Origin of the sequence: Enterobacter sp. GER_MD16_1505_Eko_090, assembly GCF_003331015.1 — a bacterium.
Classification (GTDB): Bacteria; Pseudomonadota; Gammaproteobacteria; order Enterobacterales; family Enterobacteriaceae; genus Enterobacter; species Enterobacter roggenkampii.
On sequence record NZ_PUQF01000006.1, the window covers coordinates 238267 to 264718 of the forward strand.

Here is a 26452-nt window from a genome sequence, read left to right on the forward strand (position 1 = left end):
GCCACTGATATGAGCCACATCACCATTTACCACAACCCCGCCTGCGGCACCTCGCGCAACACGCTGGAGATGATCCGCAACAGCGGCGCGGAGCCAGAGATTATTCTCTATCTGGAAACGCCGCCGTCGCGCGATACGCTGACCGCCCTGATTGCCGATATGGGCATTTCGGTGCGCGATTTGCTGCGTAAAAACGTGGAGCCCTATGAACAGCTCGGCCTTGCCGACGATAAGTTCACCGACGACCAGCTTATCGATTTTATGCTGCAACACCCGATCCTGATTAACCGTCCGATCGTGGTGACGCCGCTGGGCACCCGCCTGTGCCGCCCGTCTGAAGTCGTCCTCGACATTCTGCCGGACGCGCAGAAAGGGGCGTTTACGAAAGAGGATGGCGAAGCGGTGGTGGACGCCAGCGGGAAGAATATCCTGAAAAAATAATCCTTCCTCAGGTGGACGACAGGGCCAGCGCCCGGCGGGCCCTGAACGCCTGGAGAAAACAACCGCCCGCTAGCTCGCCACGCAGACCCGGTTGCGCCCCTCACGTTTTGCACGATAAAGCTCACGATCGGCTCGCGCCAGGGCTGACTGCACGCCATGTTCAATCTCCAGTTCATCCGGCGTCATGCATACGAGCCCCATGCTGGCGGTGAAGCGGATCGTCTGCCCGTTGAAGTCGACGTTCTGGCTGGCAAGGCTCATCCGTACGCGCTCGGCGATCTCAGCGGCCGTCTCCAGAGAGGTCTGCGGCATTGCCACGACAAACTCTTCCCCGCCGAAGCGGGCGACAATGTCGCTGCCTCTCACCAGTGCCGGAAGCGCGTTGCCAATATGCTTCAGCACCGCATCGCCGCCGTCATGACCCCAGGTGTCGTTAATACGCTTGAAGAAATCCAGATCCATGCTCATCAGGCACAGGGGCTGCTGATGCCGACGGGCAAGATTGCAGGCCCGCAAAGACCACTCATCAAACTGGCGACGGTTTGCCAGCCCGGTGAGCGGATCGAGCCGCGCCTCCTGCTGGAAACGCGCCCGCTGCAGGGCGTTGACGTGGATGTAATGCATCAGAAACCACTGCGTAATGGAGATAACCAGAATCGCCAGCGCCGTCCACAGAGCCTGATAATACCAGCCGTGCAGCACGTCTTTTCTGGCCAGCCCGACGGCCAGCACCCATTTGCGTTCGTTGAGGTTAAGAAATACTCCCATACGTTCAACGCCATCAATCGGAGAAGTATATCGTTGGACCTGTGCGGTATCGCTTGCGTATTCCAGCAGCTTCGCGAGGCGCGGGTCGGAGGTGTTCAATTGCGAACCGTCATTCGCCCCCATACGGGCAAGCTGCACCGCATTGTCACGATCAAGGACCGCCATCGCCCCACCCTGACCTAAATCGAAGCCCTGCGCTTCCATTTTGCGAAACATATCGTTCATGGTGTTACCATTGAAAAAACCCAACGCACCACCAAGAAAGCGACCATGTGCATCGCGCACTGCACGGAACATCACGAAGCCCAACAAGTTTTTATCCGTGCCGTTGCTCTGCCAGTAAAACAAACTTTCGGTAACTTCATCCCGGCGAAAATCAGTAAACAGAGGGTGCTGCCGAAAGCTGGCCTGCGCAAGCGTAGAGGCGTCCAGAGCGCGCTCAAAAGGAAATAGCGCGCGGCTGCTGAGAAAATCACCGTCTTCATCAAAGACGACAACGCCATCCAGCCAGGCACGCTTGAGCTCCCCTTGCAGGAATGGCTGCGCGTTTTCAGGCGTGACCGTATGGTTGAGCAGAAAGGCATTCCCGATAAAGCGCATCTGGTAGCGCATCGCGTTAAGGCTGGTTTCAAACTGCTGGGACTGGAGTATGGCCGTATTGCGAAGGATACGTGCAGCGTTATCCTCCACATAGCCGCGCTGGTAGAGCAGATGCCCAATCAGCAGACTCGTCTGAACCAAAATCAACAGTACTAACAACGCTCTCTTTTTTGCCAGACTGACCTGCACGAACCAGGTACTTACTTTTTCACCCAACGCCAACCTCAACCACTGAACAGTAAATAACCACCGCGGTGGATAGTCACGTGTTCGGTCCGGATTGTCAATATGGAGAAAAATCGTAATACATTGAAAAATATGAACTAATTTTCTTTATTTAACGGTGTAATGCCCGCAATCCTCCCCACCATCGCCCGAATCTCCTCCCGGCTTAACGGCGCCCGGTCGGTGACATAGTGCAGCGTCATCCCTTCGATAAACGCGTCCAGCGCGCGGGTGGTGACCGGGTCGAACCACTGCTCCAGCGTGGTCTGGCTCATCTTCATCCAGTCCTGCATCACCGTTTTCAGCGCCGCGCTGCGGTGCATAAAGGCGTAAAGCTGATACATCAGCGCCATGTTGTGCGGCGTGGTCACCTGCGAGCTGTGGATCAGCGTGGTGATAGATTCGCACGCCATTTCCGGCCCGGTGACGCCCGCGAAGAAATCCCGGTACTGCTGCGACATCTGGCGGGTAAACCACGTGAAGGCCTCCTCCAGCAGCGGCTCCATGCCGTCGAAATAGTAGGTCATCGACCCCAGCGGCACGCCCGCGCAGGTGGCGATTTTACGGTGCGTGACGGCGTGAATACCGTGTTCAGCAATGGTGTCGAGCGTCGCCTGCAGGATCTTCTCCCGGCGATGCGGATCGTTGGGTGGTCTGCTCATCAATTCCTCACCTGGTTTGTGTACAAATGTACACAAACTTGCTAGTGTTGTCGCTATTGTTGTACTTCTGGTGCTACCCCAATGACGCTGACCTCTCCCCGCAAAGCCCTGCAGCTCCGCCTGTGGGCGCTGTTTATGTTCTTCTTCATTCCCGGTCTGCTGATGGCCTCCTGGGCCACGCGCACGCCCGCCATTCGCGACATTTTGTCCGTCTCTACCGCTGAGATGGGCATCGTGCTGTTCGGCCTGTCGATAGGCTCCATGAGCGGCATTCTCTGCTCCGCGTGGCTGGTAAAGCGCTTCGGTACGCGAGCGGTGATCCGCACCACCATGTGCTTCGCGGTGTTCGGGATGATGGTGCTGAGCGCGGCGCTGTGGTTTGCCTCACCGGTGCTGTTTGCGCTGGGGTTGACGGTGTTTGGCGGCAGCTTCGGCTCGGCGGAAGTGGCGATAAACGTTGAAGGGGCGGCGGTCGAGCGCGAGATGAACAAAACCGTGCTGCCAATGATGCACGGCTTCTATAGCCTCGGCACGCTGGCCGGTGCGGGCGTGGGGATGGCGCTGACGGCCACTGGCGTGAGCGCGAATCTGCATATTCTGCTGGCGGCGCTGGTGTGCATCATTCCCATTCTGACCGGCATCCGGGCCATCCCGGACGGCACCGGTAAAAACTCCGCGGACGAACAGCATTCTGCCGAAAAAGGGCTGCCCTTCTACCGCGATTTCCAGCTGATGCTAATCGGCGTGGTGGTGCTGGCGATGGCGTTCGCGGAGGGGTCCGCCAACGACTGGCTGCCGCTGCTGATGGTGGACGGTCACGGCTTTAGCCCGACCTCCGGCTCGCTGATTTACGCCGGGTTTACGCTGGGGATGACCGTCGGGCGCTTCACCGGCGGCTGGTTTATCGACCGCTACAGCCGCGTGGCGGTAGTGCGCGCCAGCGCCCTGCTCGGCGGGCTGGGTATCGCGATGATCATCTTTGTGGATGTGGACTGGATTGCCGGCGTCTCGGTGATCCTCTGGGGGCTGGGCGCGTCCCTCGGCTTCCCGCTGACCATCTCTGCCGCCAGCGATACCGGCCCGGATGCCCCGACGCGCGTCAGCGTGGTGGCAACCACGGGCTATCTCGCCTTCCTGGTCGGGCCGCCGCTGCTCGGCTTCCTCGGGGAGCACTACGGGCTGCGCAGCGCCATGCTGGTGGTGTTAGGGTTGGTCATCATCGCGGCGCTGGTGGCGCGCGCGGTGGCAAAGCCGGAAACGAATCAAACGACACTGGAGAAGGGATATGAGCGTTAAACTGATCGCCGTCGACATGGATGGCACATTCCTGAGCGATGCCAAGACCTACAATCGCCCGCGCTTTCTGGCGCAGTACGCGCGCATGAAGGCGCAAGGCATTCGTTTCGTGGTCGCCAGCGGCAACCAGTACTACCAGCTCATCTCCTTTTTCCCGGAGATTGCGCATGAAATTTCATTCGTCGCCGAAAACGGCGGCTGGGTCGTGAGTGAGGGTGAAGACGTCTTTAACGGTGAACTGTCGAAAGCCCATTTCGAGACCGTCGCGAGCGTCTTAAACGACGTTCCCGGCATTGAGATTATCGCCTGCGGAAAGAGCAGCGCCTACACTCTCAAGTGCTATGACGAGGGCTTTAAGGCCATCGCGGCGAAGTACTATCACCGTCTGGAAATGGTCAGCGATTTCGACAACCTGAACGATATTTTCTTCAAATTCGGACTCAACGTGTCCGATGATGAAATTCCGCGTATTCAGGCGCTGCTGCATGAAAAGCTCAGCGACATCATGGTGCCCGTCACCACCGGTCACGGCAGTATCGACCTCATTATCCCCGGCGTGCATAAGGCCAACGGCCTGCGGATCCTGCAACAGCGCTGGGGCATAGAGAACAGCGACGTGGTGGCCTTCGGCGACAGCGGCAACGACGTGGAGATGCTGCGCCAGTCCGGGTTCAGCTTTGCGATGGCAAATGCCAGACCGCATATCAAAGCGGCAGCGCGTTTTGAAGCGCCGCACAATAACGAGGAAGGCGTGCTGGATGTGATTGAGAAGGTGTTGAACGGGGAGGCACCGTTTAATTGACCGCGTGCGGTCTGGTGCCCTTACCCTAGCCCTCTCCCACAGGGAGAGGGCATAAGAATTAAGGTTGCAGAGCGTTTCCGACGCGCTTGTCTTTCAGGAATACCACCATCAGGCCAACCCACAGCACGCCATTGGCGAGGTTAAACAGGCTGAACAGCCCGTTACCGCCCATCGCGTAGGCATGCTTGCTCACCTCGATACCGACGGTAAAAATCAGCATCTGTAGCATCCCCATCGCCGCGGAGACCGTGCCCTTACTCATCTCGCTGGCAAACAGCGTCAGGCGCACCAGCCCGGCGTTCGCCACGCCAATCCCGAAGGCGTAGATACTCAGCCCCGCCGTCATCCACAAATAAGCGTGAGATGACGCGACGGTTGCCACCGCCGCCAGAATCAGCCCTGCCGCAATCGGCCAGCCGCCCATGATAATCAGCGAACGCACGGTGCGGCGTGACGTCAGACGCGCCAGCACCAGGTTACCGATAATCAGCGCGCCAAAGATCGGCACCTGCAGCAGGCCGTACTCGTAGCTGCTGAGCTTTTCGCCGCTGATGATAATGACCGGAGACTGGGCAATCCACGCCAGCAGCGGCAGGCTAACAAACCCGGTCGCCAGTGCGCCCGCTACAAAGCGGCCGTTTTTCAGCACCTCTTTGTAATCCCGACCCAGCTCTTTCAGCGAGAGTTTCTCGCCGATGCGGGTGGCGGTTTCCGGCATCGCACGGTGCAGGCCAAAGAACGCGATGGCGGCGAGAACGGCAAAGAGCACAAACATCCCTTCCCAGGGGGCCATATGCACCCATGCGGCGCCCACCAGCGGCCCGAGCAAGGGAGCGATCAGCGCCACGTTCGCCATCAGCGCGGTGATTTTGATACACACCGCCTCTTCAAACGACTCCTGAATGGCCGCATACCCCACGGCGCCGATAAAGCACAGGCTCACCCCCTGCAGGAAGCGCAGCAGAGTAAATTGTTCAATATTTTGCGCCAGCAGCGTGGCAAGGCAGGTGACGATGAACCACACCACGCCCGTCAGCATCACCGGGCGACGGCCAATACGATCCGACAGCGGGCCTAACAGCCACTGTAAAAACATGCCGCCGGCCAGATAGGCGGTCATGGAGGTCGGTACCCACTCAATTCCGGCGTTGTACTGCGCCACCACGGCCAGCATACCGGGCTGGATCATATCGTTGCCGATATAGGTAGAAAATTCGTAGAGCACCAGACACAAGGGGAAAAGCAACGCCTGACGACCCAGACGTGAACCTGAAGAAGAACGGTTTAACATGCAATCTCTTTATAATGACAAAATCGCGACGAGTGTAATGAAATGCCGCAGCCCGAGATAGTGATTTATCGAGGATAAACAGAAATAAAGCACATATCGTCTTCGTTTAAGGTTTCCTTAATTTGACAGATTTATGATAGCCCCATTACTCGTCAACGACCCCAAATTATGTCTCTCACCTCCAGCCGTTCAGAATTGTCTAAGTTACAGACAAATAAGACAAAACGCCTTTACCGCTTGCCGGCCCGCTTTTATGGTTATCAGCTTTTCATACTGATAGTCCTTGCCGTGGTGTTCACATGGCTATCGCGCAATGAAGCGCTCGACAGATGGATCACCGGCTTCTGGTATGACGCGGCGACGCAGAGCTTCCCGCTGCAGAAAGACCACCTGCTGGATCTGCTCAACCATCGTCTGGCGAAGTACATTGCCATCGCTTTAGGCGCCGTGGCGCTGTTTTACGGCGCGTACAAGCGTAACGCGAGGCTGGTTACGGCGGCGCTGCTGATGGGGCTTGGCGCGCTGGTCGTGGGCGTGCTGAAAAGCATGAGCCATCACAGCTGCCCGTGGGACCTGGTGGAATATGGCGGTAAGGCGATGTCCTATCCCCTGTTCAGCGCCGTCCCGGCGGACAGCGGACCGGGGCGCTGCTTCCCCGGCGGCCATTCTTCCAGCGGCTTTATGGTGATGGGACTGTTTTTTGCCTTCTGGCGCGAGCGGCCGCGTCTGGCCTGGAGCTTTGTCGTTCTCGGCATTTTGCTGGGTCTGGCGATGGGCTTCGGTCAGGTCATGCGCGGGGCGCATTTTTTCTCTCACAACCTGTGGGCCGGGTGGTGGGTCTGGTTTTCCCAGGTGGCAGTCTACGGGCTGGTTTCCACCCGGTTTGCTAAAGAGTGATAACGCTATGCTAGAGAATCTGAATTATCAGCTGTTTTATCTGATCAACGCCACCCCGGCCTCGCCCGAGTGGATGATCGACTTCGCCACCTTTCTGGCAAAAGATCTGATCAGTATCGTGCCCGCGCTGGCAGCCATCCTCTGGCTGTGGGGACCTCGTAGCCAGGTGAAAGCGCAGCGCAAGCTTGTAATCAAAGTGGCGATGGCTCTCGGCGTAAGCGTCCTGGCGAGTTACATTCTGGGCCATGCGTTCCCGCACGATCGTCCGTTTGTCGATCACGTCGGCTATACCTTCCTGCACCATGCGCCGGATGACTCTTTCCCGAGCGATCACGGTACGGTGATCTTCACCTTCGCACTGGCCTTCCTGTTCTGGCATCGCCTGTGGTCGGGTGCGGTGCTGATGGTGGTCGCTGTGGCCATCGCCTGGTCTCGCGTGTATCTGGGCGTCCACTGGCCGCTGGATATGGTGGGTGGCTTCCTGGTGGGGCTGATTGGCTGCGTGAGCGCGGCTATCCTGTGGAGCCTCATCGGGGAAGCGCTCTACCGTGCGCTTTCTTCACTCTATCGCGCCATTTTCGCCATCCCGATCCGCAAAGGCTGGATACGTGACTAACCCCGACCTGACAGGTTACACTTGAACCCCCGCCCTGCGGGGGTTCATTTTTTTATGCCGAGGAACTATGGAAACACGTCGCGATGACCGCATTGCTCAGCTGCTACAGGCGCTGAAGCGCAGCGATAAGCTGCATCTTAAGGAAGCCGCCAACCTCCTCGGCGTCTCGGAGATGACCATTCGTCGGGATCTGAACAGCGAGAGCGCGCCCGTCGTGCTGCTGGGCGGATACATTGTGCTTGAGCCGCGTAGCGCCAGCCATTATCTGATCAGCGACCAGAAGACGCGCCTGGTGGAAGAGAAACGCAAAGCCGCGCGGCTTGCGGCTTCCCTGGTACAGCCGCACCAGACGCTGTTTTTTGACTGCGGTACCACCACGCCGTGGATTATCGAAGCCATCGACAGCAGCATTCCGTTTACCGCCGTCTGTTATTCCCTGAACACTTTTCTGGCGCTTCAGGAGAAACCCGAGTGCCGGGTGATCCTCTGCGGCGGTGAGTTTCACGCCAGCAACGCGATCTTTAAGCCGCTCAACCTGCAGGACACGCTCAGCCATCTCTGCCCGGACATCGCATTTTATTCCGCCGCGGGTGTCAATGTGCGTCAGGGGGCAACCTGCTTTAACCTGGAAGAATTACCGGTCAAGCACTGGGCGTTAAGCGCCGCGCAGTACCATGTGCTGGTGGTCGATCACAGTAAGTTTGGTAAGGTGCGTCCGGCAAGAATGGGCGAGCTGGCGCAGTTCGATGCCATCGTCAGCGATTGCCGCCCGGACGACGAGATTGTGGCCCACGCGAAAGCGCAGCAGGTGAAGTTGATGTATTGAGGTTATGCCGGGTGGCGCTGCACTTACCCGGCCTACAACGGCTCGAACGTAGGCCGGGTAAGCGCAGCGCCACCCGGCAAAAAACTTAGCTAAACCAGCTGCCAAACCACCCGTGGAATTTCATCATCACGAAATCCCACATCCGGCTGAAGAAGCCGCCCTCTTCCACTGCTTCCATCACAATCAGCGGACGCTGTTCAATCGACTTACCGTTAAGCTGGAAATCAATCGTCCCAACCACCTGGCCTTTTTTCAGCGGGGCGGTGAGCTGTGGGTCGGTCAGAGTGTAGCTGGCCTTCAGGTTCTTCAGCTGGCCGCGCGGAATGGTTACCGAGCCCGCCTCACCCGCGCCCAGGTTCACCTCGCTCTTGTCACCAAACCAGACGCGCTGGCTGACGAACGTGGCATCCGGTTTAATCGGCGTCACGGTTTCATAAAAGCGGAAGCCCCAGGTCAGCAGTTTTTCTGATTCGTTAAAGCGAATGCGGTCGGTTTTGGTGCCCAGCACTACCGAAATCAGGCGCATGTCGCCCTGGGTCGCGGAGGCCACCAGGTTATAGCCTGCACCCGCCGTGGTGCCGGTTTTCATCCCGTCCACGTTGACGTTGCTGCTCCACAGCAGGCGGTTGCGGTTCGGCTGGCGAATTTTGTTGAAGGTAAACTCTTTCTCTTTGTGGATGGCGTATTCATCCGGCACGTCGTGGATCAGCGCTTTCCCCAGCAGCGCCATGTCGCGCGCGGTGCTGAACTGGCCCGGCGCATCCAGGCCGTGAACCGTTTTGAACGTGGTGTTGGTTAAGCCCAGCTTCTGCGCGTAACCATTCATCAAGCCAATGAAAGAATCCTGGCTGCCGGCAACGTAGTCGGCCAGCGCGATGCACGCATCATTTCCCGACTGAATAATCACCCCTTTATTCAGATCGGAAACGGAGACCTGATCCCCTGGCTTCAGGAACATCACGGAAGATCCGCGCAGGGCCGGGTTGCCGGTCGCCCAGGCGTCTTTCCCGATGGTCACCATATCGTCCAGCTTGATCTTGCCCGCTTTCAGCGCCTGGCCTACCACATAGCTGGTCATGATTTTGGTCAGGCTTGCCGGATCGAGTTTCTCATCCGCATTCCCTTCCGCCAGCACTTTACCGCTGGCGTAGTCCATCAGGATCCAGGCGCGCGCATCCACAGGCGGCGCTTCGGGCGCAGCCTGTTCAGCTGCGTAGAGCGTTGGTGCAAACAGGAAAAGAAGCGCAGAGCCTGCCGCCAGGCTGCGCAGAGAAGTCATTTTACGCGTCATAAATGCCACCCGAGTGTCCATTCAAAAATTACGTCACATCACCGTGTCGCAAGAAGCGATGAGTAATAGCGCACTAAAACCGTTAAAGAAACCCAACGAGGGTAAAGTTATTAAAGTTTATGCAATAACATTCAGATACGCTTTGATTAAGGCGATTTTTTTGTCTTCTGTTGCGTAATTTTTAGGTTTATCTCACCATGGCGAAAAGCTGATTCGGATTCACATCTCATCGGGAGTAAATATGATTACGCTGTGGGGCAGGAATAATTCGACCAACGTTAAGAAAGTGCTCTGGACGCTGGAAGAGCTGGATTTACCGTTCAATCAAATCATGGCAGGCATGGCGTTCGGCGTGAACAAGGAGGCCGACTATCTGGCCATGAACCCGAATGGCCTGGTGCCGCTGCTGCGCGATGATGAAACGGACGCGACGCTTTGGGAGTCCAACACGATTGTGCGTTACCTCGCCGCCCAGTACGGTCAGGGCCGCCTGTGGGTAGAAAACCCGGCCCGCCGCGCCCAGGGCGAAAAGTGGATGGACTGGGCGAACCAGACGCTGTCCCCAACCCACCGCGTGATCCTGATGGGGCTTATCCGCACGCCGGAAGCGGAACGCGATTATCCCGCGATTCACGCTGCGCAGGATGCCTGCGAAAATCTGTTTGCGATGATGGATGACGAGCTGGCGAAGCACGCCTGGTTCTCCGGCGAGACGTTCGGCACCGGCGATATCGCCGTGGCGCCATTCGTCTGGAACCTGACCAACATGGGCCTGAAGTGGACGCCGCGCCCGCACCTGGAGCGCTGGCTTAAACAGCTGAGCGATCGCCCGGCGTACCGTAACGTCGTGATGATCCCGGTTACCTGATTACGCACCGGACGGGCTGACTTTCAACAGCTGCCCGTCCGTCTCGTCGGTCAGGACATACAGATACCCATCCGGCCCCACCCGCACGTCGCGAATACGCTGATCCCGGTCGCCCAGAATGCGCCCGTCCTCTGTCACCTTGTTACCCTCCACGCTCAGCACGATCACGTCCTTCTCCTTCAGCGCGCCGATAAACAGCTTGTTTTTCCACTGCGGGAAGACGTCGCTGTTGTAGAACGCCATGCCGCTTACCGCGGGTGAGACTTTCCAGACGAACAGCGGCTTCTCGGTGCCCTCGACGTGCTCGCCTTTGGCTTCCGGGATTTTCAGACCACTGTAGTTAATGCCGTGCGTTGCCAGCGGCCAGCCGTAGTTCTTACCCTTCTCCGGGATATTGATCTCATCCCCGCCGCGCGGGCCGTGCTCGTTCAGCCACAGCGTGTCGCTCCAGGGGTTCATCGCCATCCCCTGCGGGTTGCGGATGCCGTAAGACCAGATTTCAGGTCGCGCACCGGGGGTATTCACAAAGGGGTTATCCGGCGGGACTTTTCCGTCTTCGGTGAGGCGCACCACTTTGCCCTGCAATTTATCCAGATCCTGCGCCGTCGGACGCTGGTTATTCTCGCCGAGTCCGATAAAGAGGGAGCCTTTGCCGTCGAACACCAGCCGTCCGCCGAAATGGTTACCGGTTGAGAGTTTCGGCATCTGGCGGAACGCCACCTGGAATCCCTCGATGCGGGAATAGTCGTCGCTCAGGCGGCCAAAGCCCACCGCCGTTCCGGCTTTGCCGTCATGCCCGGCCTCGGCGTAGCTCAGCCAGACGCGGCGCGACGTTTCAAAATCCGGCGCCAGCACCACATCCAGCAATCCTCCCTGGCCGTTTGCCCAGACTTTCGGTACGCCGACAATCGGATCGGAGAGCCCTTTTCCGGCCTGCCAGCGTTTGAGCTGGCCACCCTTCAGGGTCACCAGCAGCCCGTTATTATCCGGCAGGAATGCCAGGGACCAGGGGTGATCGAGTCTGTTTTGCAGCACCTCGACCTTAACCGCCTCTGGCGCGGCTAGAAGTGAAAACGGAATAAATAACGCAGGCAGGGAAATCAGCGAGGATCGAGGCATAACGCGCTCCTTTATCGGCATATGGCTTAAAGATTAGCCACTGCGTCCGGGCGCGTTACCACTTTTACAAAAGCTTAATCAGAAGGGGGAGTTGCCTCCCCCGGGATCAGTGCTGTTCGAGCTGTTTGTGCTCGTTCAGACACATGATGCATAGAGAGAGCGTTGTCAGGCAGTTTTCAAGCTTCTCCGCGTTTACGGCGATAAAATTCGGGCAGTCGTGGCGTCCGTTCATCAGACACACCCCTGCAATGGAGAGCACCTCGGCGGCGCGGCGCAGCGCGACTTCTTCACTTTCGCCGTAGTTCGCCTGCAGGGCCGGTGCTTTTTCACGCATGAAATTGCAAAGTTCAAACAGGTTATCACGCAGATGTTCGCTTTCGCTGACTGACATATACCCTTTTGCCTTCCTCAACTGCAGGTACGCGGCCAGGTCGATTCGGGCGTTGATCAGCTTGTTCAGCAGATCGCGTTTTAGTCTGTCAACGGTCATGCTCTTTCCTCCTCTGTCAGCCATTGTGCATAGTCAGGATAAGTACATTTTTTGTACAGTTTAATGCCTGGGATCAATTTTTATTAACTGATTAACATTATTTACAATGTTACAACCTCTGCCCGGCGCATCCGCCTTGCAAAGAGTGTATAAATCCCCCGCGATACGCTGTAAAATCCCGCCCTGATAACTCCATAATTGATGAATTTTTAACCTATGAGCAATGTTACGCACCAGCCGAAAATCGGCTTCGTCTCCCTGGGCTGCCCGAAAAACCTGGTGGATTCAGAACGCATCCTGACCGAACTGCGCACCGAGGGCTATGACGTGGTGCCAAGCTACGACAACGCCGATATGGTGATCGTTAACACCTGCGGGTTTATCGACAGCGCGGTCCAGGAGTCACTGGAAGCCATCGGTGAAGCGCTGACCGAAAACGGCAAAGTGATCGTGACCGGCTGTCTGGGCGCGAAAGAAGACCAGATCCGCGAAGTGCACCCGAAGGTGCTGGAGATTACCGGCCCGCACAGCTACGAGCAGGTGCTGCAACATGTTCATCACTACGTGCCAAAACCCAAGCACAACCCGTTCCTGAGCCTGGTGCCGGAACAGGGCGTGAAGCTGACGCCGCGCCACTACGCGTACCTGAAAATTTCCGAAGGCTGCAACCACCGCTGCACCTTCTGCATCATCCCGTCCATGCGTGGCGATCTGGTGAGCCGTCCAATCGGCGAAGTGCTGGCGGAAGCCAAACGTCTGGCCGATGCGGGCGTGAAGGAACTGCTGGTCATCTCCCAGGACACCTCCGCCTACGGCGTGGACGTTAAGCACCGCTCCGGTTTCCACAACGGCGAGCCGGTGAAAACCAGCATGGTCGGCCTGTGCGAGCAGCTGTCCAAACTCGGTATCTGGACGCGTCTGCACTACGTTTACCCGTACCCGCACGTTGACGACGTGATCCCACTGATGGCGGAAGGCAAGATTCTGCCGTACCTGGACATCCCGCTGCAGCACGCGAGCCCGCGTATCCTGAAGCTGATGAAACGTCCTGGCTCCGTTGACCGTCAGCTGGCGCGCATCAAACAGTGGCGTGAGATCTGCCCGGACCTGACCCTGCGCTCGACCTTCATCGTCGGCTTCCCGGGTGAAACCGAAGAAGATTTCCAGATGCTGCTCGACTTCCTGAAAGAAGCGCGCCTGGACCGCGTCGGCTGCTTCAAGTACAGCCCGGTGGAAGGCGCAACCGCCAACGAGCTGGCGGACCAGGTGCCGGAAGAGGTGAAAGAGGAGCGCTGGAACCGCTTCATGCAGCTTCAGCAGCAGATTTCTGCCGAGCGTCTGCAGGAAAAAGTGGGCCGCGAGATCATGGTTATCATCGACGAGGTGGACGAAGAAGGCGCGATTGGCCGCAGCATGGCGGACGCCCCTGAAATCGACGGTGCGGTGTACCTGAATGGCGAAACCAACGTTAAGCCGGGTGATATTATTCGCGTGAAGGTTGAAAACGCGGATGAGTATGACCTGTGGGGTAGCCGGGTTTAATCTCCCCACTCCGCTTTTGTAGGCCGGGTAAGGCGTAGCCGCCACCCGGCACATTTCACTGCACTACCCCTTTATCCTCGGATCCAGCGCGTCGCGCAGCCCATCCCCCAGCAGGTTAAACGCCAGCACGGTCAGGAAAATCGCCAGACTCGGGAAGATTGCCACGTGTGGCGCAATCACCATATCGGCCCTCGCCTCGTTCAGCATCGCGCCCCACTCCGGCGTCGGAGGCTGTGCCCCTAGCCCCAGAAACGACAGGCTGGCCGCCGAGATTATCGACACGCCGATACGCATGGTGAAGTAGACCACGATAGACGACACCGTCCCCGGCAGAATATGGCTGAAGAGAATGGTGGCGTCGCTGGCCCCCATACTGCGGGCCGACTCGATAAAGGTCTGCTGTTTCAGCACCAGCGTGTTGCCGCGCACCAGGCGGGCAAAGGCCGGAATCGAAAACACCGCGACCGCAATGATGACGTTGGCCATGCCGCTGCCCATGATCGCCACCACGGCAATCGCCAGCAGAATGCCGGGGAAGGCAAACAGCACGTCGCAGATGCGCATGATGATGCGGTCCCACCAGCCTTCGTAATAGCCGGCGACCAGCCCCAGCACGATCCCGATTGCCGCGCCGATCAGCACCGCAAACACCCCGGCGGCGAGCGAGATCTGCGCCCCCACCAGCACCCGGCTAAAGATATCCCGCCCGAGAGAGTCCACGCCGAACCAGTGGAGCATCGAGGGCCCGTCGTTCAGGCGGTCGTAGTCAAAATAGTTTTCCGCATCAAACGGCGCCACCCACGGCGCCACGATCGCCACCACGATCAGCAGCAGCACGAACAGCCCCGCCGTCATCGCGACCGGCTGACGGCGAAAGCGCCGCCAGAATTCAGACCACGGGGTGCGGATGTGGTCCGGTTTTAGCCCCGGCATGGCGTTTAATACGGCCTGACGCCGCCAGTTCAACAATCGCATCTTACTTATACCTGATGGCCGGGTTAATGGCGGCGTAGAGCACGTCCACCACGAGGTTGATAAGAATAAACTCCAGCGAGAAAAGCAGGACTTCCGCCTGAATCACCGGGTAGTCGCGCATCTCGACGGAATCGACCAGCAGACGTCCCAGCCCCGGCCAGTTGAAGACCTTTTCCACCACGATAGAGCCGCCCAGCAGGAAGCCAAACTGCAGCCCCATCATCGTCACGACCGGGATCATCGCATTGCGGAACCCGTGCTTGAGAATGACCCACTTCTCGCTGACCCCTTTCGCCCGCGCGGTGCGAATATAATCTTCGCTCAGCACGTCAACGAACGAGGCGCGGGTAAAGCGGGCCATCACCGCCGACACGGCAGCCCCCAGCGTCATCGAGGGCAGAATGTAATGCTTCCAGGTATCGGCCCCGACGGTGGGCAGCCAGCCCAGCTCAACGGAGAAGATCTGCATCAGCAGCATCCCCAGCGCGAACGCCGGGAAGGAGATGCCGGTCACCGCCAGCGCCATGCCGAGCTTGTCCGGCCAGCGGTTGCGCCAGACGGCCGCCACAATCCCGGCGCCAAGTCCGAACACCACCGCCCAGCTCATGCTGGCTATCGTTAACCAGAACGTGGGCATAAAGCGGCTGGCGATCTCCTCCGACACCGGACGACGCGACACCATCGAGATACCAAAATCGCCCTGCAGAACGTTGCCAATATAGTGCAGAAACTGCATATACAGCGGCTGGTCAAGACCCAGCTGTTTACGCACCAGCTCAATGACCGTGGCATCCGCTTCGGGCCCGGCAACCAGACGCGCCGGATCGCCCGGCAGCATATGGACAAACAAAAACACCAGCACCGCCACAATCAGCAGCGTCGGGATAAGCCCCAGCAGGCGTTTACAAACATAGTTCAGCATGGGCGTTATTTTAAATCCGCATCGTCAAAGCTAAAGCCCGTGTCCGGCATGATGTAGAACCCGGTCAACGCTTTGTTATGGGCTGACACCAGTTTCTCCACCACCAGCGGCACCCACGGCGACTCTTTCCAGATGATGTCCTGCGCGTCCTTGTAGAGGCGTGCTTTCTCCTCCGGTTTGGTGGTTTTCAGCGCATCGGCCAGGTCTTTGTCCACCTGCGGGTTGCTGTAGAACGCGGTATTGAACAGGGTTGGCGGCCAGTTCTGTGAGGCAAACAGCGGCGACAGCGCCCAGTCGGCTTCACCGGTCGAGGCCGACCAGCCGGTGTAGAACATCCGCACGCCGCTCTCTTTCTGCCCTTTCCCCTCGACCTCTGCCGCACGCTGTCCGGCATCCATGGCGGTAACCTGCGCCTTAATCCCCACCTGTGCCAGCTGCTGCTGGGTAAACTGCAGCACCTTCTGGGCGGTACTGTGGTTATGCGACGACCACAGCGTGGTGCTAAAGCCGTTTGGATAGCCCGCCTCTTTCAGCAGCTCGCGCGCTTTGGCCGGATCGTACGGCCACGGCTGATAGCTTTGCGCATACGCGATAGCCGGCGGCAGCACGCCGGTGGCCGGGGTGGCATAGCCCGCAAAAGCGACCTTCACCAGCGCCTGGCGGTTAATGGCATAGTTAATGGCTTCGCGCACCTTCGGATTATCGAACGGCTTTTGCGTGACGTTCATGCTGATGTAGCGCTGCATGATCGACGGGCTGGCGACCAGCTCCAGCTTGCTGTTTTTCTCCAGAATGGCGGCCTGCTCGTACGGGACCGGGAACGCAAACTGCGCCTCGCCGGTTTGCAGCATCGCCGCACGGGTATTGTTGTCCACCACCGGGCGCCAGGTGATGGTGTCCAGCTTCGGCAGCCCTTTCTGCCAGTAGCCCGCGTATTTCTTCACCTTCACAAAATCGGTCTGATTCCAGGTGACCAGCTCGTACGGACCGGTACCCACCGGGTGGAAGCCAATCTCCTTGCCGTATTTCTTCAGCGCGGCAGGGGAGATCATCGCCGTCGCCGGGTGCGCCAGAATATTGATAAACGCGGAGAACGGCTCTTTCAGGGTGATTTTTACCGTCGCCGGGTCGACCACCTCGGTTTTGGCGATGTTTTTATAGAGGTTGTAACGCTTGAGGCTGTTCTCAGGATTGCTGGCGCGATCGAGGTTTACCTTCACCGCGTCGGCATTAAAGTCGGTGCCGTCCTGGAACTTCACCCCGGTTTTGAGCTTAATGGTGTACACCAGCCCGTCATCCGAAACGGTGTACCCCTCCGCCAGCACGTTTTTAAGCTTCATCTCTTTATCCAGGCCAAACAGGCCCTGGTAGAACGATTTCGCCACCGCCTGGGAGAGCGTGTCGTTAGCGTCATACGGATCCAACGTGGTGAAGTTAGAGCCGACGGCGACCACCACATCTTTGGCAGCGAACGCGGGGGCAGCGGCCAGGGCTGCCGTCACGCTCGCGGCTAACAACCATCTACGCGCTACAAATGTAACCATTATGTTCTCCTGCCTGTTGAAAGTTATAACCGCGAAAAGGCATTGTCCTGACGCGGGGGAGCCACGAAATGACCCGGACCGACCTCACGCAGCGCCACGCGCTCCACGGCCTCGCCGCGTTTACGAATATTGCTCGGCATTTCATCCTGCAGCAGCACGCGCTGGCCGTGACGATGCGCCGGGTCGGCGACCGGGACCGCCGCGATGAGCTTGCGGGTGTACGGGTGCTGCGGGTTCTCAAATACCGCCCTTCGCGGCCCGATTTCCACGATTTGCCCCATAAACATCACCGCCACGCGATGGCTGATGCGCTCAACCACCGCCATGTCGTGCGAGATAAACAGGAAGGCGATCCCCATATCCCGCTGTAAATCCAGCAGCAGATTGATGATTTGCGCCCGGATAGAGACATCCAGCGCCGAGACGGATTCATCCGCAATCACCACTTTTGGGTTCAGCGCCAGTGCGCGGGCGATGCAGATACGCTGCCGCTGCCCGCCGGAAAACTCGTGCGGATAACGCCAGGCGTGTTCCGGCTTCAGGCCAACGCGCTCCAGCAGCCAGGCCACGCGACGCTGCGCCGCCTCGCCGTCGAGCAGGTTATGCACCCGCAGCGGCTCCATGATCGAATACCCCACCGTATGTCGCGGATCGAGAGAGGCATACGGATCCTGAAAAATAAACTGAATATCCCGCCGCACCGCCTGCAGCCTGCTGTCAGGAAGGGTATCAATGCGCTCGCCGTTAAAGGTAATGCTTCCCTCCTGCGCGTCCACCAGACGGAGCAACGCGCGCCCGGTCGTGGATTTACCGCAGCCGGACTCCCCTACCAGCGCCAGCGTTTCGCCCGGCCAGAGGTCGAAGCTGACGTTTTCCACCGCGTGCACTTCGCGCTTTACGCGGTTCAACACACCGCTGCGCAGCGGAAAACGCGTGACCAGATTGCGCACTTCCAGAATGGGCTTGCCCGGCACCACGGTGTCCTGCTCGCGTTCCTCCTCCTGCGGCTCAGACGCCTCCAGGGAAATCAACGGAAAACGACGCGGCAGATCGCTGCCGTTCATCGCCCCCAGGCGCGGAACCGCCGCCAGCAGCGCTTTGGTGTAAGGATGCACGGGCGCGTGAAAAATCTGCTCGACCGGGCCGGTTTCCACCGCGCTGCCCTTGTGCATCACCAGCACCCGATCGGCGATATCGGCGACCACGCCCATATCGTGGGTGATGAAAATCACCCCCATCTCCATCTCCTGCTGCAGCACCTTGATGAGCTGCAGGATCTGCGCCTGAATCGTCACGTCCAGCGCCGTCGTTGGTTCATCGGCAATCAGCACCGCCGGACGGCACGAGAGCGCCATGGCAATCATCACCCGCTGGCGCATGCCGCCGGAAAGCTGATGCGGGTAGCGGCCCAGGATGGCCTGCGCCTCCGGAATGCGCACCAGCTCCAGCATCCGTCGGGCCTCGTTGAGCGCCTCATCGCCGCTCAGCCCCTGATGCAGGCGGATGGACTCGGCGATTTGTTCCCCGACCGGGAACACCGGGTTCAGGGAGGTCATCGGCTCCTGGAAGATCATCGCAATGTCCGCCCCGCGCACGCCCTGCATCTGCGCGCCGCTCAGCTCGTTTAAATCAATGACCTGACGGTTACGGCGGCGCAGCAGCATTTTCTCGCTGCTGATTTGCCCGCCCGTCTGTTCCAGCAGGCGCATCAGCGCCAGCGCGGTGACCGATTTCCCGGAGCCGGATTCGCCAACAATCGCCAGCGTCTCGCCGCGCCTGAGCGTGAACGATAAATTCTGTACTGCGGGGATGAACTGCCGCTCTTCCTGAAACGCAATATTCAGCTGATGGACAGCCAGCACTTCGCGGTTGTCCAGCTCTTCACTGTGCGGCACGCGCTGCCCCCTTATTCACGATAGATCCCCGTGCTCGGCTCATCACCGGCATAGCCCCAGGCGCGGTACATGCCTTCACTGTTGAACGGCAGGGCCACGTTACCCTCGCGATCCACCGCAATCAGCCCGCCGACGCCGCCCAGGGCAGGTAATTTCTCCATCACCACGCGCTCGCAGGCTTCGCTGAGGCTTAAACCGCCGTAATCCATCAGCGCGGTGATGTCGTAGGCCGCAAGGGCACGAATAAAGACTTCCCCGGTGCCGGTACACGACACCGCCGCCGTCGCGTTATTGGCATAGCAGCCCGCGCCGGGCAGCGGGCTGTCGCCCACGCGTCCGGGGAGCTTGTTGGTCATCCCGCCCGTGGAGGTTGCCGCCGCGAGGTTGCCCGCTTTGTCGAGCGCCACCGCGCCGACCGTGCCCATTTTGCTGCGCTCATCCAGCGGCGCAGTATGGTCAAGCTGCGTCATGCCCGCCGAACGGGCGTCCAGCAGCTGCTGATAGCGCGCCTCTGTGGAAAACAGATCGGGCGATACCGGCGCCATTCCGTGTTCGAAGGCAAACCTCTCCGCCCCCGCGCCCGTCAGCAGCACGTGCGGGCTCTCTTCCATCACCAGACGCGCGGCCAGCACCGGGTTACGCAGGTGGCTGACGCCTGCCACGGCCCCCGCTTTCAGGGAGATACCGTCCATGACGCAGGCATCCAGCTCGTGGGTTTCATCCCGGGTAAAGACCGAACCTATCCCCGCATTAAATAACGGGCACTCCTCCAGCAGGCGTACCGCCTCGGTGACCACGTCCAGCGCGCTCTCGCCCGCTTCCAGCATTTTCTGGCCCGTTTCGACAATGGCGTACAGCGCGTCGATGTAGCGCTTTTCCTGCTCAGGAGTGAGCTGTGCACGGGTGATTGCCCCGGCCCCGCCATGAATTGCGATTACCGCCTTAACCATTCGCATCACCCGTTAGCCTGTTTTGCGGCTTTTTCTATAAATATCATTATCGTCGACGAAACTTCAGATGATTTTTGAATATAGAAAGACGTAACAGTGATGTAAAGCGTACACCCTCCGGTCATACAGTTAGCCGCACTTTTCTGCCATAATGGACGCTTTCGTTGTTACTCCGCAGGAGCCCACCATGGATTTTACCGCCGGACTGATGCCGCTTGAGACGGCACTCACGCAGATGCTTGACCGAGTTTCCCCGCTGCATGACGTTGAGACGCTGCCCCTCGTGCGCTGTTTTGGCCGTATTGCCGCACGCGATATCGTCTCCCCGCTCAACGTGCCGGGGTTTGATAACTCCGCAATGGACGGTTACGCGGTACGCCTGGCGGATCTCCAGACGGGTAACGCCCTGCCGGTGGCGGGTAAAGCCTTTGCGGGTCAGCCATTTAGCGGCGAATGGCCTGCGGGCACCTGCGTGCGCATCATGACCGGCGCGCCAGTTCCGGCTGGCTGCGACGCTGTCGTCATGCAGGAAGAGACCGAACAGACCGACGACGGCGTGCGTTTTACCGCCAGCGTCAAAGCGGGCCAGAACATCCGCCGCACGGGCGAAGACATCACCCTCGGCGCGACCGTTTTTGCCGCCGGGCAAAGGCTGACGGTGGCGGAGCTGCCGGTGCTGGCCTCGCTCGGCATCGCGGAAGTTGACGTTATCCGCAAAGTGCGCGTCGCCGTTTTCTCCACCGGCGACGAGCTGCAGCTTCCGGGCCAGCCGCTGCAGGACGGCCAGATTTACGACACCAACCGCCTGGCGGTACACCTGATGCTGGAGCAGCTGGGCTGCGAGGTGATTAACCTCGGCATTATTCCAGACGACCCGGAAAAACTGCGCGCGGCGTTTATCGAGGCGGATAAATCCGCCGACGTGGTCATCAGCTCCGGCGGCGTCTCCGTGGGCGAAGCGGATTACACCAAAACCCTTCTTGAAGAGCTGGGCGAAATCGCCTTCTGGAAGCTGGCGATCAAGCCGGGCAAACCGTTCGCGTTTGGCAAGCTTCCACACAGCTGGTTCTGCGGCCTGCCGGGTAACCCGGTCTCGGCGGCACTCACCTTCTACCAGCTGGCGATCCCGCTGCTGGCGAAGCTTTCCGGCAACAAGGCCAGCCCGCTGCCGGAACGCGTGCGCGTGCGTGCCGCCACGCGGTTGAAAAAATCACCGGGCCGTCTCGATTTCCAGCGCGGCATTCTGGCGCGCGGTGCGGACGGCGAGCTCGAAGTGAGCACCACCGGACATCAGGGTTCGCACATTTTCAGCTCCTTCAGTCTGGGCAACTGCTTCATCGTGCTGGAGCGCGAGCGCGGCAACGTGGAAGCCGGCGAATGGGTTGAGGTCGAGCGCTTTAACCACCTGTTCGGAGGCTGACATGACGGTGGAGCTGAGCGATCAGGAGATGATGCGCTACAACCGCCAGATTGTGCTGCGCGGGTTTGATTTCGAAGGTCAGGAAGCGCTCAAGGCGGCCAGCGTGCTGGTCGTCGGGCTGGGCGGGCTGGGCTGCGCCGCCGCGCAGTACCTTGCCGCGGCGGGCGTAGGAAGCATGACGCTGCTGGATTTCGATACCGTGTCGGTGTCCAACCTGCAGCGCCAGACGCTGCACAGCGACGCGACGGTGGGCCAGCCGAAAGTGGAATCCGCCAGAGCGGCGCTGGCGCGCATCAACCCCCACGTTCAGTTCACGCTGATTGACGCAATGCTGGATGACGACGCGCTCTCCGCGCAGATTGCCCGGCACGATCTGGTCCTGGACTGCACGGATAACGTCACCGTCCGTAATCAGCTCAACGCGGGCTGTTTTGCTCACAAAACCCCGCTGGTCTCCGGGGCGGCGATCCGCATGGAGGGGCAAATCAGCGTCTTCACGTACGCCGAGGGTGAACCCTGTTACCGCTGCCTGAGCCGTCTGTTTGGCGAGAATGCGCTGACCTGCGTTGAGGCGGGCGTGATGGCGCCGCTCGTCGGCGTGATTGGTTCATTGCAGGCAATGGAAGCGATCAAGGTGCTGACGAATTACGGCACGCCCGCCGCGGGGAAAATCGTGATGTATGACGCGATGACCTGCCAGTTCCGCGAGATGAAGCTGATGCGTAACCCCGGGTGTGAGGTGTGCAGCAAATAAAAAAGTCGGGTGGCGGCTTCGCCTTACCCGACCTACAACGGCTCGAACGCAGGCCGGGTAAGCGTTAGCGCCACCCGGCAACCGCGTCAGATGGACGTCCGTCCAAACGCCCCCTGCCAGTCCTGCTCAAACTTCACGATCGCCGCATCCACCGCAGGGGAAGTAATAAACTGCTGCGCCACGTCCAGCGGCAGCGTGATGGACTCGCAGCCTGCCAGCAGGCAGTCCAGCGCCTGACGCGGGGTTTTAAAGCTCGCGGCCAACACCTTTGACTGCGGCGCGTGCAGCGTCAGCAGCTGTTGCAGCTCAATTACGGTCTGAATCCCGTCCCCGCCCTGCGCGTCCACGCGGTTAACGTAAGGCGCCACATACTCCGCCCCCGCCAGCGCGGAGAGCATTCCCTGCGCGGCACCGTAGACCGCCGTGCCCAGGGTCGGGATCCCTTCCGCCTTCAGCATCTTGATCGCCGCCAGCCCTTCTGCGGTCACCGGCACTTTCACCACCAGATCGTTAATGATGGCGCGCAGCTTACGCGCGTCTTCCACCATCCCTTCGGCGGTGGTCGCCATCACCTGCGCGAACAGACGGCCCTTGCCGCCCAGCGCATCGTGCAGCGCGGGCAGCAGTTCGTCGAGCGGCGTTTTACCGGCCGCAACGATGCTTGGGTTGGTGGTCACGCCCGCCAGCGGGAAGATACGCGCCAGCTTTTTGACTGCCGCAACGTCAGATGTGTCGAGATAAAGTTCCATGATGTCACCCTCAAAATTAGCCTGCACTTACCCTATCACGACAAAACCTGCTCAAGAGTTGACCTGCATCAAGATAACTTTCATTCGAAAGTAATTTAATCTTCATATGCAAGATGAGAGGCGAAAAACATGATCTTCAATATTCAGCGTTACTCTACCCACGACGGCCCCGGAATTCGTACCGTGGTGTTCCTGAAAGGCTGCTCGCTGGGCTGTCGCTGGTGCCAGAACCCGGAAAGCCGCTCCCGCAGCCGGGACGTACTGTTTGATGCGCGTCTGTGCCTGGACGGCTGCGACCTGTGCCAGCAGGCGGCACCGGGCTGCATCGAACGCGCGCTGAATGGCCTGGTCATCCACCGCGAAAAGCTGAGTGAAGAGACGCTTGATGCCCTCACCGACTGCTGCCCGACGCAGGCGCTGACCGTTTGCGGCGAAGAACAGCAGGTCGAGGAGATCATGGCGACCGTACTGCGCGATAAACCCTTCTACGACCGCAGCGGCGGCGGGATCACCCTCTCCGGCGGCGAACCGTTTATGAACCCGGAGCTGGCGCACGCGCTGTTTAAAGCCAGCCATGACCAGGGTATCCACACCGCCGTCGAAACCTGCCTTCACGTGCCGTGGCACTATATCGAGCCGTCATTACCGTACGTCGATCTGTTCCTCGCCGACCTGAAGCATGTCGACGGAGACGTGTTCAAGCAGTGGACGGACGGTTCGGCTAAGCGCATCCTGGACAACCTGAAACGCCTGGCCGCCGCCGGGAAAACGATCACCATCCGCGTGCCGCTGATCCAGGGCTTCAACGCGGATGAAGCCTCCATCACCGCCATTACCAACTTCGCTGCCGATGAACTCGGCGTCCACGATATTCATTTTCTGCCGTATCACACGCTGGGCATGAACAAATACACCCTGCTCGGCCAACCCTACTCTGCCCCTGACAAACCGCTGGATAACCCTGCCCTGCTGGACTTCGCGCAGCAGTACGCCTGCCAGAAAGGGTTAACCGCGACCTTACGAGGATAAACCTATGACCACCCTGAATCTCAACACCCTCAGCGAGCGCATTAAGGCGCACAAAACGGCCCTGGTGCATATCGTGAAGCCGCCGGTCTGTACCGAGCGCGCGCAGCATTACACCGAAATGTACCAGCAGCACATGGACAAGCCGATCCCGGTGCGCCGCGCCCTGGCGCTGGCGCATCACCTGGCCAAGCGTACCATCTGGATCAAGCACGATGAGCTGATCATCGGGAACCAGGCCAGCGAAGTGCGCGCCGCGCCGATCTTCCCGGAATACACCGTCTCCTGGATTGAGAAAGAGATTGACGATCTGGCGGATCGTCCGGGCGCGGGCTTTGCGGTGAGCGAAGAGAACAAGCGCGTGCTGCATGAAATCTGCCCGTGGTGGCGCGGCCAGACGGTGCAGGACCGCTGCTACGGCATGTTCACCGACGAGCAGAAAGGCCTGCTGGAAACCGGCATCATCAAAGCCGAAGGCAACATGACCTCCGGCGACGCGCACCTGGCGGTGAACTTCCCCCTGGTGCTGGAGAAAGGTCTCGACGGCCTGCGCGCCAAAGTGGCCGAGCGCCGCTCGCGCATCAACCTGACGGTGCTGGAAGACCTGCACGGCGACCAGTTCCTGAAGGCGATCGATATCGTGCTGGAAGCGGTGAGCCTGCACATCAAACGCTTTGCCGAACTGGCGCGTGAAATGGCCTCCACCGAAACCCGCGTAAGCCGCCGCGACGAGCTGCTGGCAATGGCGGAAAACTGTGACGTAATCGCCCACGAGCCGCCAAAAACCTTCTGGCAGGCGCTGCAGCTGTGCTACTTCATTCAGCTGATCCTGCAGATTGAGTCCAACGGCCACTCCGTCTCCTTCGCGCGTATGGACCAGTATCTCTATCCGTACTACCGCCGCGACGTGGAGCTGAATCAGAGCCTGGACCGCGAGCACGCCATCGAGCTGCTGCACAGCTGCTGGCTGAAATTGCTGGAAGTGAACAAGATCCGCTCCGGCTCGCACTCGAAGGCTTCCGCCGGTAGCCCGCTGTACCAGAACGTCACCATCGGCGGCCAGAAGCTGGTCAACGGTGAGCCGATGGACGCGGTGAACCCGCTCTCCTACGCGATTCTGGAATCCTGCGGTCGCTTGCGCTCCACCCAGCCGAACCTGAGCGTGCGCTATCACGCGGGCATGAGCAACGACTTCCTCGACGCCTGCGTGCAGGTGATCCGCTGCGGCTTCGGGATGCCTGCCTTTAACAACGACGAAATCGTCATTCCGGAATTCATCAAGCTCGGCGTTGAACGCGACGACGCCTACGACTACGCGGCCATTGGCTGTATCGAAACCGCGGTGGGCGGCAAATGGGGCTACCGCTGCACCGGCATGAGCTTCATCAACTTCGCCCGCGTGATGCTCGCCGCGCTGGAAGGCGGCCGCGACGCCACCAGCGGCAAGGTGTTCCTGCCGCAGGAGAAAGCCCTCTCTGCCGGTAACTTCGATAACTTCGAGGAGGTGATGGCGGCGTGGGATAGCCAGATCCGCTACTACACCCGCAAATCCATCGAGATTGAGTACGTCGTGGACACCATGCTGGAGGAGAACGTCCACGACATTCTCTGCTCGGCGCTGGTGGACGACTGCATCGAGCGCGCGAAAAGCATCAAGCAGGGCGGCGCGAAGTATGACTGGGTGTCCGGCCTGCAGGTGGGGATCGCCAACCTCGGCAACAGCCTGGCGGCGGTCAAGAAGCTGGTGTTCGAACAGGGCGTCATTGGCCAGCAGCAGCTGGCGGCGGCGCTGGCCGATGATTTCGACGGACTGACCCACGAGCAGCTGCGCCAGCGCCTGATCAACGGCGCGCCGAAGTACGGCAACGACGACGACAGCGTGGATATGCTGCTGACCCGCGCCTATCAGACCTACATTGAAGAGCTGAAGCAGTACCATAACCCGCGCTACGGCCGCGGTCCGATTGGCGGTAACTACTACGCGGGCACCTCTTCCATCTCCGCGAACGTGCCGTTTGGCGCAGCGACGATGGCGACGCCGGACGGACGTAAGGCGCACACGCCGCTGGCGGAAGGGGCCAGCCCGGCTTCGGGTACCGACCACCTCGGCCCGACGGCGGTAATTGGCTCGGTGGGCAAACTGCCGACGGAAGCGATTCTCGGCGGCGTGCTGCTGAACCAGAAGCTGAACCCGTCAACGCTGGAAAACGACAGCGATCGCCAGAAGCTGATGGTGCTGTTGCGCACCTTCTTCGAGGTGCATAAGGGCTGGCATATTCAGTACAACATCGTCTCGCGCGAAACGCTGCTGGAGGCGAAGAAACACCCGGACCAGTACCGTGACCTGGTTGTACGCGTCGCGGGTTACTCGGCGTTCTTCACCGCCCTGTCGCCGGATGCGCAGGACGATATTATCGCCCGTACTGAGCATACGCTGTAAGAAAACGCCCGGTGGCGCTGCGCTTACCGGGCCTACAGAGTCT

Annotated in this window: 24 protein-coding genes; 12 read left to right on the top strand and 12 right to left on the bottom strand. The window is 59.7% G+C overall.

Annotated elements, in window-relative coordinates:
- The first annotated feature begins 9 nt into the window (after window positions 1-9).
- Window positions 10-441 (top strand): glutaredoxin-dependent arsenate reductase, encoded by a 432-nt coding sequence (arsC, locus tag C6A40_RS09320; RefSeq protein ID WP_021240937.1) that lies wholly within the window; start codon window positions 10-12, stop codon window positions 439-441.
- Window positions 442-510: 69 nt separating this feature from the next.
- Here arsC and C6A40_RS09325 read toward each other — a convergent pair whose 3' ends face one another.
- Together C6A40_RS09325 and C6A40_RS09330 are read right to left on the bottom strand one after the other, a co-directional pair.
- Window positions 511-2025, bottom strand: coding sequence for a sensor domain-containing diguanylate cyclase (locus C6A40_RS09325; RefSeq protein WP_045333993.1), 1515 nt, complete (start codon window positions 2023-2025; stop codon window positions 511-513).
- A gap of 107 nt (window positions 2026-2132) precedes the next feature.
- The gene (locus C6A40_RS09330) at window positions 2133-2696 is read right to left on the bottom strand and encodes a TetR/AcrR family transcriptional regulator (RefSeq protein ID WP_021240939.1); all 564 of its coding nucleotides are present in this window, start codon (window positions 2694-2696) and stop codon (window positions 2133-2135) included.
- Between the two features lie 81 nt (window positions 2697-2777).
- Between C6A40_RS09330 and C6A40_RS09335 the strand changes: the two genes are divergently transcribed.
- Both C6A40_RS09335 and C6A40_RS09340 read left to right on the top strand, forming a co-directional pair.
- Window positions 2778-3992 carry an MFS transporter gene (locus C6A40_RS09335; RefSeq protein WP_023326980.1) on the top strand — a complete coding sequence of 405 codons (1215 nt, stop codon included), beginning with the start codon at window positions 2778-2780 and terminating at the stop codon, window positions 3990-3992.
- Window positions 3982-4794 carry a Cof-type HAD-IIB family hydrolase gene (locus C6A40_RS09340; RefSeq protein WP_021240941.1) on the top strand — a complete coding sequence of 271 codons (813 nt, stop codon included), beginning with the start codon at window positions 3982-3984 and terminating at the stop codon, window positions 4792-4794. The genes C6A40_RS09335 and C6A40_RS09340 overlap by 11 nt, the downstream gene beginning before the upstream one ends.
- A gap of 58 nt (window positions 4795-4852) precedes the next feature.
- On the opposite strand, the gene C6A40_RS09345 is transcribed toward C6A40_RS09340, so the two are convergent.
- A complete protein-coding gene (locus C6A40_RS09345) occupies window positions 4853-6085 on the bottom strand; it encodes an MFS transporter (protein ID WP_021240942.1) in 1233 nt (410 codons plus the stop codon).
- A 168-nt stretch (window positions 6086-6253) separates the two neighbouring features.
- Between C6A40_RS09345 and C6A40_RS09350 the strand changes: the two genes are divergently transcribed.
- From C6A40_RS09350 to deoR, 3 genes are all read left to right on the top strand, one after another.
- Window positions 6254-6982 carry a phosphatase PAP2 family protein gene (locus C6A40_RS09350; RefSeq protein WP_023326979.1) on the top strand — a complete coding sequence of 243 codons (729 nt, stop codon included), beginning with the start codon at window positions 6254-6256 and terminating at the stop codon, window positions 6980-6982.
- Window positions 6983-6989: 7 nt separating this feature from the next.
- The gene (gene ybjG, locus C6A40_RS09355) at window positions 6990-7598 is read left to right on the top strand and encodes an undecaprenyl-diphosphate phosphatase (RefSeq protein ID WP_021240944.1); all 609 of its coding nucleotides are present in this window, start codon (window positions 6990-6992) and stop codon (window positions 7596-7598) included.
- Window positions 7599-7665: 67 nt separating this feature from the next.
- Window positions 7666-8424, top strand: coding sequence for a DNA-binding transcriptional repressor DeoR (deoR, locus tag C6A40_RS09360; protein WP_045333989.1), 759 nt, complete (start codon window positions 7666-7668; stop codon window positions 8422-8424).
- Window positions 8425-8509: 85 nt separating this feature from the next.
- On the opposite strand, the gene dacC is transcribed toward deoR, so the two are convergent.
- Window positions 8510-9715 (bottom strand): serine-type D-Ala-D-Ala carboxypeptidase, encoded by a 1206-nt coding sequence (gene dacC, locus C6A40_RS09365; protein WP_008501207.1) that lies wholly within the window; start codon window positions 9713-9715, stop codon window positions 8510-8512.
- Between the two features lie 241 nt (window positions 9716-9956).
- Between dacC and C6A40_RS09370 the strand changes: the two genes are divergently transcribed.
- Complete coding sequence (locus tag C6A40_RS09370; RefSeq protein ID WP_008501206.1) at window positions 9957-10583, top strand: glutathione S-transferase family protein; 627 nt, start codon at window positions 9957-9959, stop codon at window positions 10581-10583.
- On the opposite strand, the gene C6A40_RS09375 is transcribed toward C6A40_RS09370, so the two are convergent.
- A complete protein-coding gene (locus C6A40_RS09375) occupies window positions 10584-11702 on the bottom strand; it encodes a PQQ-dependent sugar dehydrogenase (protein WP_023326977.1) in 1119 nt (372 codons plus the stop codon).
- A gap of 106 nt (window positions 11703-11808) precedes the next feature.
- Window positions 11809-12192, bottom strand: a complete 384-nt coding sequence (bssR, locus tag C6A40_RS09380; RefSeq protein ID WP_021240947.1) for a biofilm formation regulator BssR — start codon at window positions 12190-12192, stop codon at window positions 11809-11811.
- A gap of 216 nt (window positions 12193-12408) precedes the next feature.
- Between bssR and rimO the strand changes: the two genes are divergently transcribed.
- Window positions 12409-13734 carry a 30S ribosomal protein S12 methylthiotransferase RimO gene (gene rimO, locus C6A40_RS09385; RefSeq protein ID WP_008501203.1) on the top strand — a complete coding sequence of 442 codons (1326 nt, stop codon included), beginning with the start codon at window positions 12409-12411 and terminating at the stop codon, window positions 13732-13734.
- A 63-nt stretch (window positions 13735-13797) separates the two neighbouring features.
- Here the strand turns inward: rimO and gsiD are convergent, their stop codons facing one another.
- Genes gsiD through iaaA form a run of 5 tightly spaced genes read right to left on the bottom strand, consistent with a single transcriptional unit; the run spans window position 13798 to window position 20020 of the window.
- Window positions 13798-14709: a glutathione ABC transporter permease GsiD gene (gene gsiD / locus C6A40_RS09390; protein ID WP_021240948.1), complete on the bottom strand. Its 912-nt coding sequence runs from the start codon at window positions 14707-14709 to the stop codon at window positions 13798-13800.
- Window position 14710: 1 nt separating this feature from the next.
- Window positions 14711-15631, bottom strand: coding sequence for a glutathione ABC transporter permease GsiC (gene gsiC / locus C6A40_RS09395; RefSeq protein ID WP_021240949.1), 921 nt, complete (start codon window positions 15629-15631; stop codon window positions 14711-14713).
- 5 nt (window positions 15632-15636) lie between these two features.
- Complete coding sequence (gene gsiB / locus C6A40_RS09400) at window positions 15637-17175, bottom strand: glutathione ABC transporter substrate-binding protein GsiB (RefSeq protein ID WP_023292928.1); 1539 nt, start codon at window positions 17173-17175, stop codon at window positions 15637-15639.
- A 23-nt stretch (window positions 17176-17198) separates the two neighbouring features.
- Window positions 17199-19070, bottom strand: a complete 1872-nt coding sequence (gsiA, locus tag C6A40_RS09405; RefSeq protein WP_045333983.1) for a glutathione ABC transporter ATP-binding protein GsiA — start codon at window positions 19068-19070, stop codon at window positions 17199-17201.
- 11 nt (window positions 19071-19081) lie between these two features.
- Window positions 19082-20020 carry a beta-aspartyl-peptidase gene (iaaA, locus tag C6A40_RS09410; RefSeq protein WP_032622895.1) on the bottom strand — a complete coding sequence of 313 codons (939 nt, stop codon included), beginning with the start codon at window positions 20018-20020 and terminating at the stop codon, window positions 19082-19084.
- 187 nt (window positions 20021-20207) lie between these two features.
- Here iaaA and moeA point away from each other — a divergent pair, with 187 nt between their 5' ends.
- Both moeA and moeB read left to right on the top strand, forming a co-directional pair.
- Window positions 20208-21440, top strand: a complete 1233-nt coding sequence (moeA, locus tag C6A40_RS09415) for a molybdopterin molybdotransferase MoeA (RefSeq protein ID WP_008501197.1) — start codon at window positions 20208-20210, stop codon at window positions 21438-21440.
- A gap of 1 nt (window position 21441) precedes the next feature.
- Window positions 21442-22194, top strand: coding sequence for a molybdopterin-synthase adenylyltransferase MoeB (moeB, locus tag C6A40_RS09420; protein ID WP_045333981.1), 753 nt, complete (start codon window positions 21442-21444; stop codon window positions 22192-22194).
- Window positions 22195-22280: 86 nt separating this feature from the next.
- On the opposite strand, the gene fsa is transcribed toward moeB, so the two are convergent.
- Window positions 22281-22943 carry a fructose-6-phosphate aldolase gene (gene fsa, locus C6A40_RS09425; RefSeq protein WP_008501195.1) on the bottom strand — a complete coding sequence of 221 codons (663 nt, stop codon included), beginning with the start codon at window positions 22941-22943 and terminating at the stop codon, window positions 22281-22283.
- Window positions 22944-23072: 129 nt separating this feature from the next.
- Here fsa and C6A40_RS09430 point away from each other — a divergent pair, with 129 nt between their 5' ends.
- Both C6A40_RS09430 and C6A40_RS09435 read left to right on the top strand, forming a co-directional pair.
- A complete protein-coding gene (locus tag C6A40_RS09430; RefSeq protein ID WP_008501194.1) occupies window positions 23073-23972 on the top strand; it encodes a glycyl-radical enzyme activating protein in 900 nt (299 codons plus the stop codon).
- 4 nt (window positions 23973-23976) lie between these two features.
- Window positions 23977-26409, top strand: coding sequence for a formate C-acetyltransferase/glycerol dehydratase family glycyl radical enzyme (locus C6A40_RS09435; RefSeq protein ID WP_045333978.1), 2433 nt, complete (start codon window positions 23977-23979; stop codon window positions 26407-26409).
- Window positions 26410-26452: the final 43 nt, after the last annotated feature.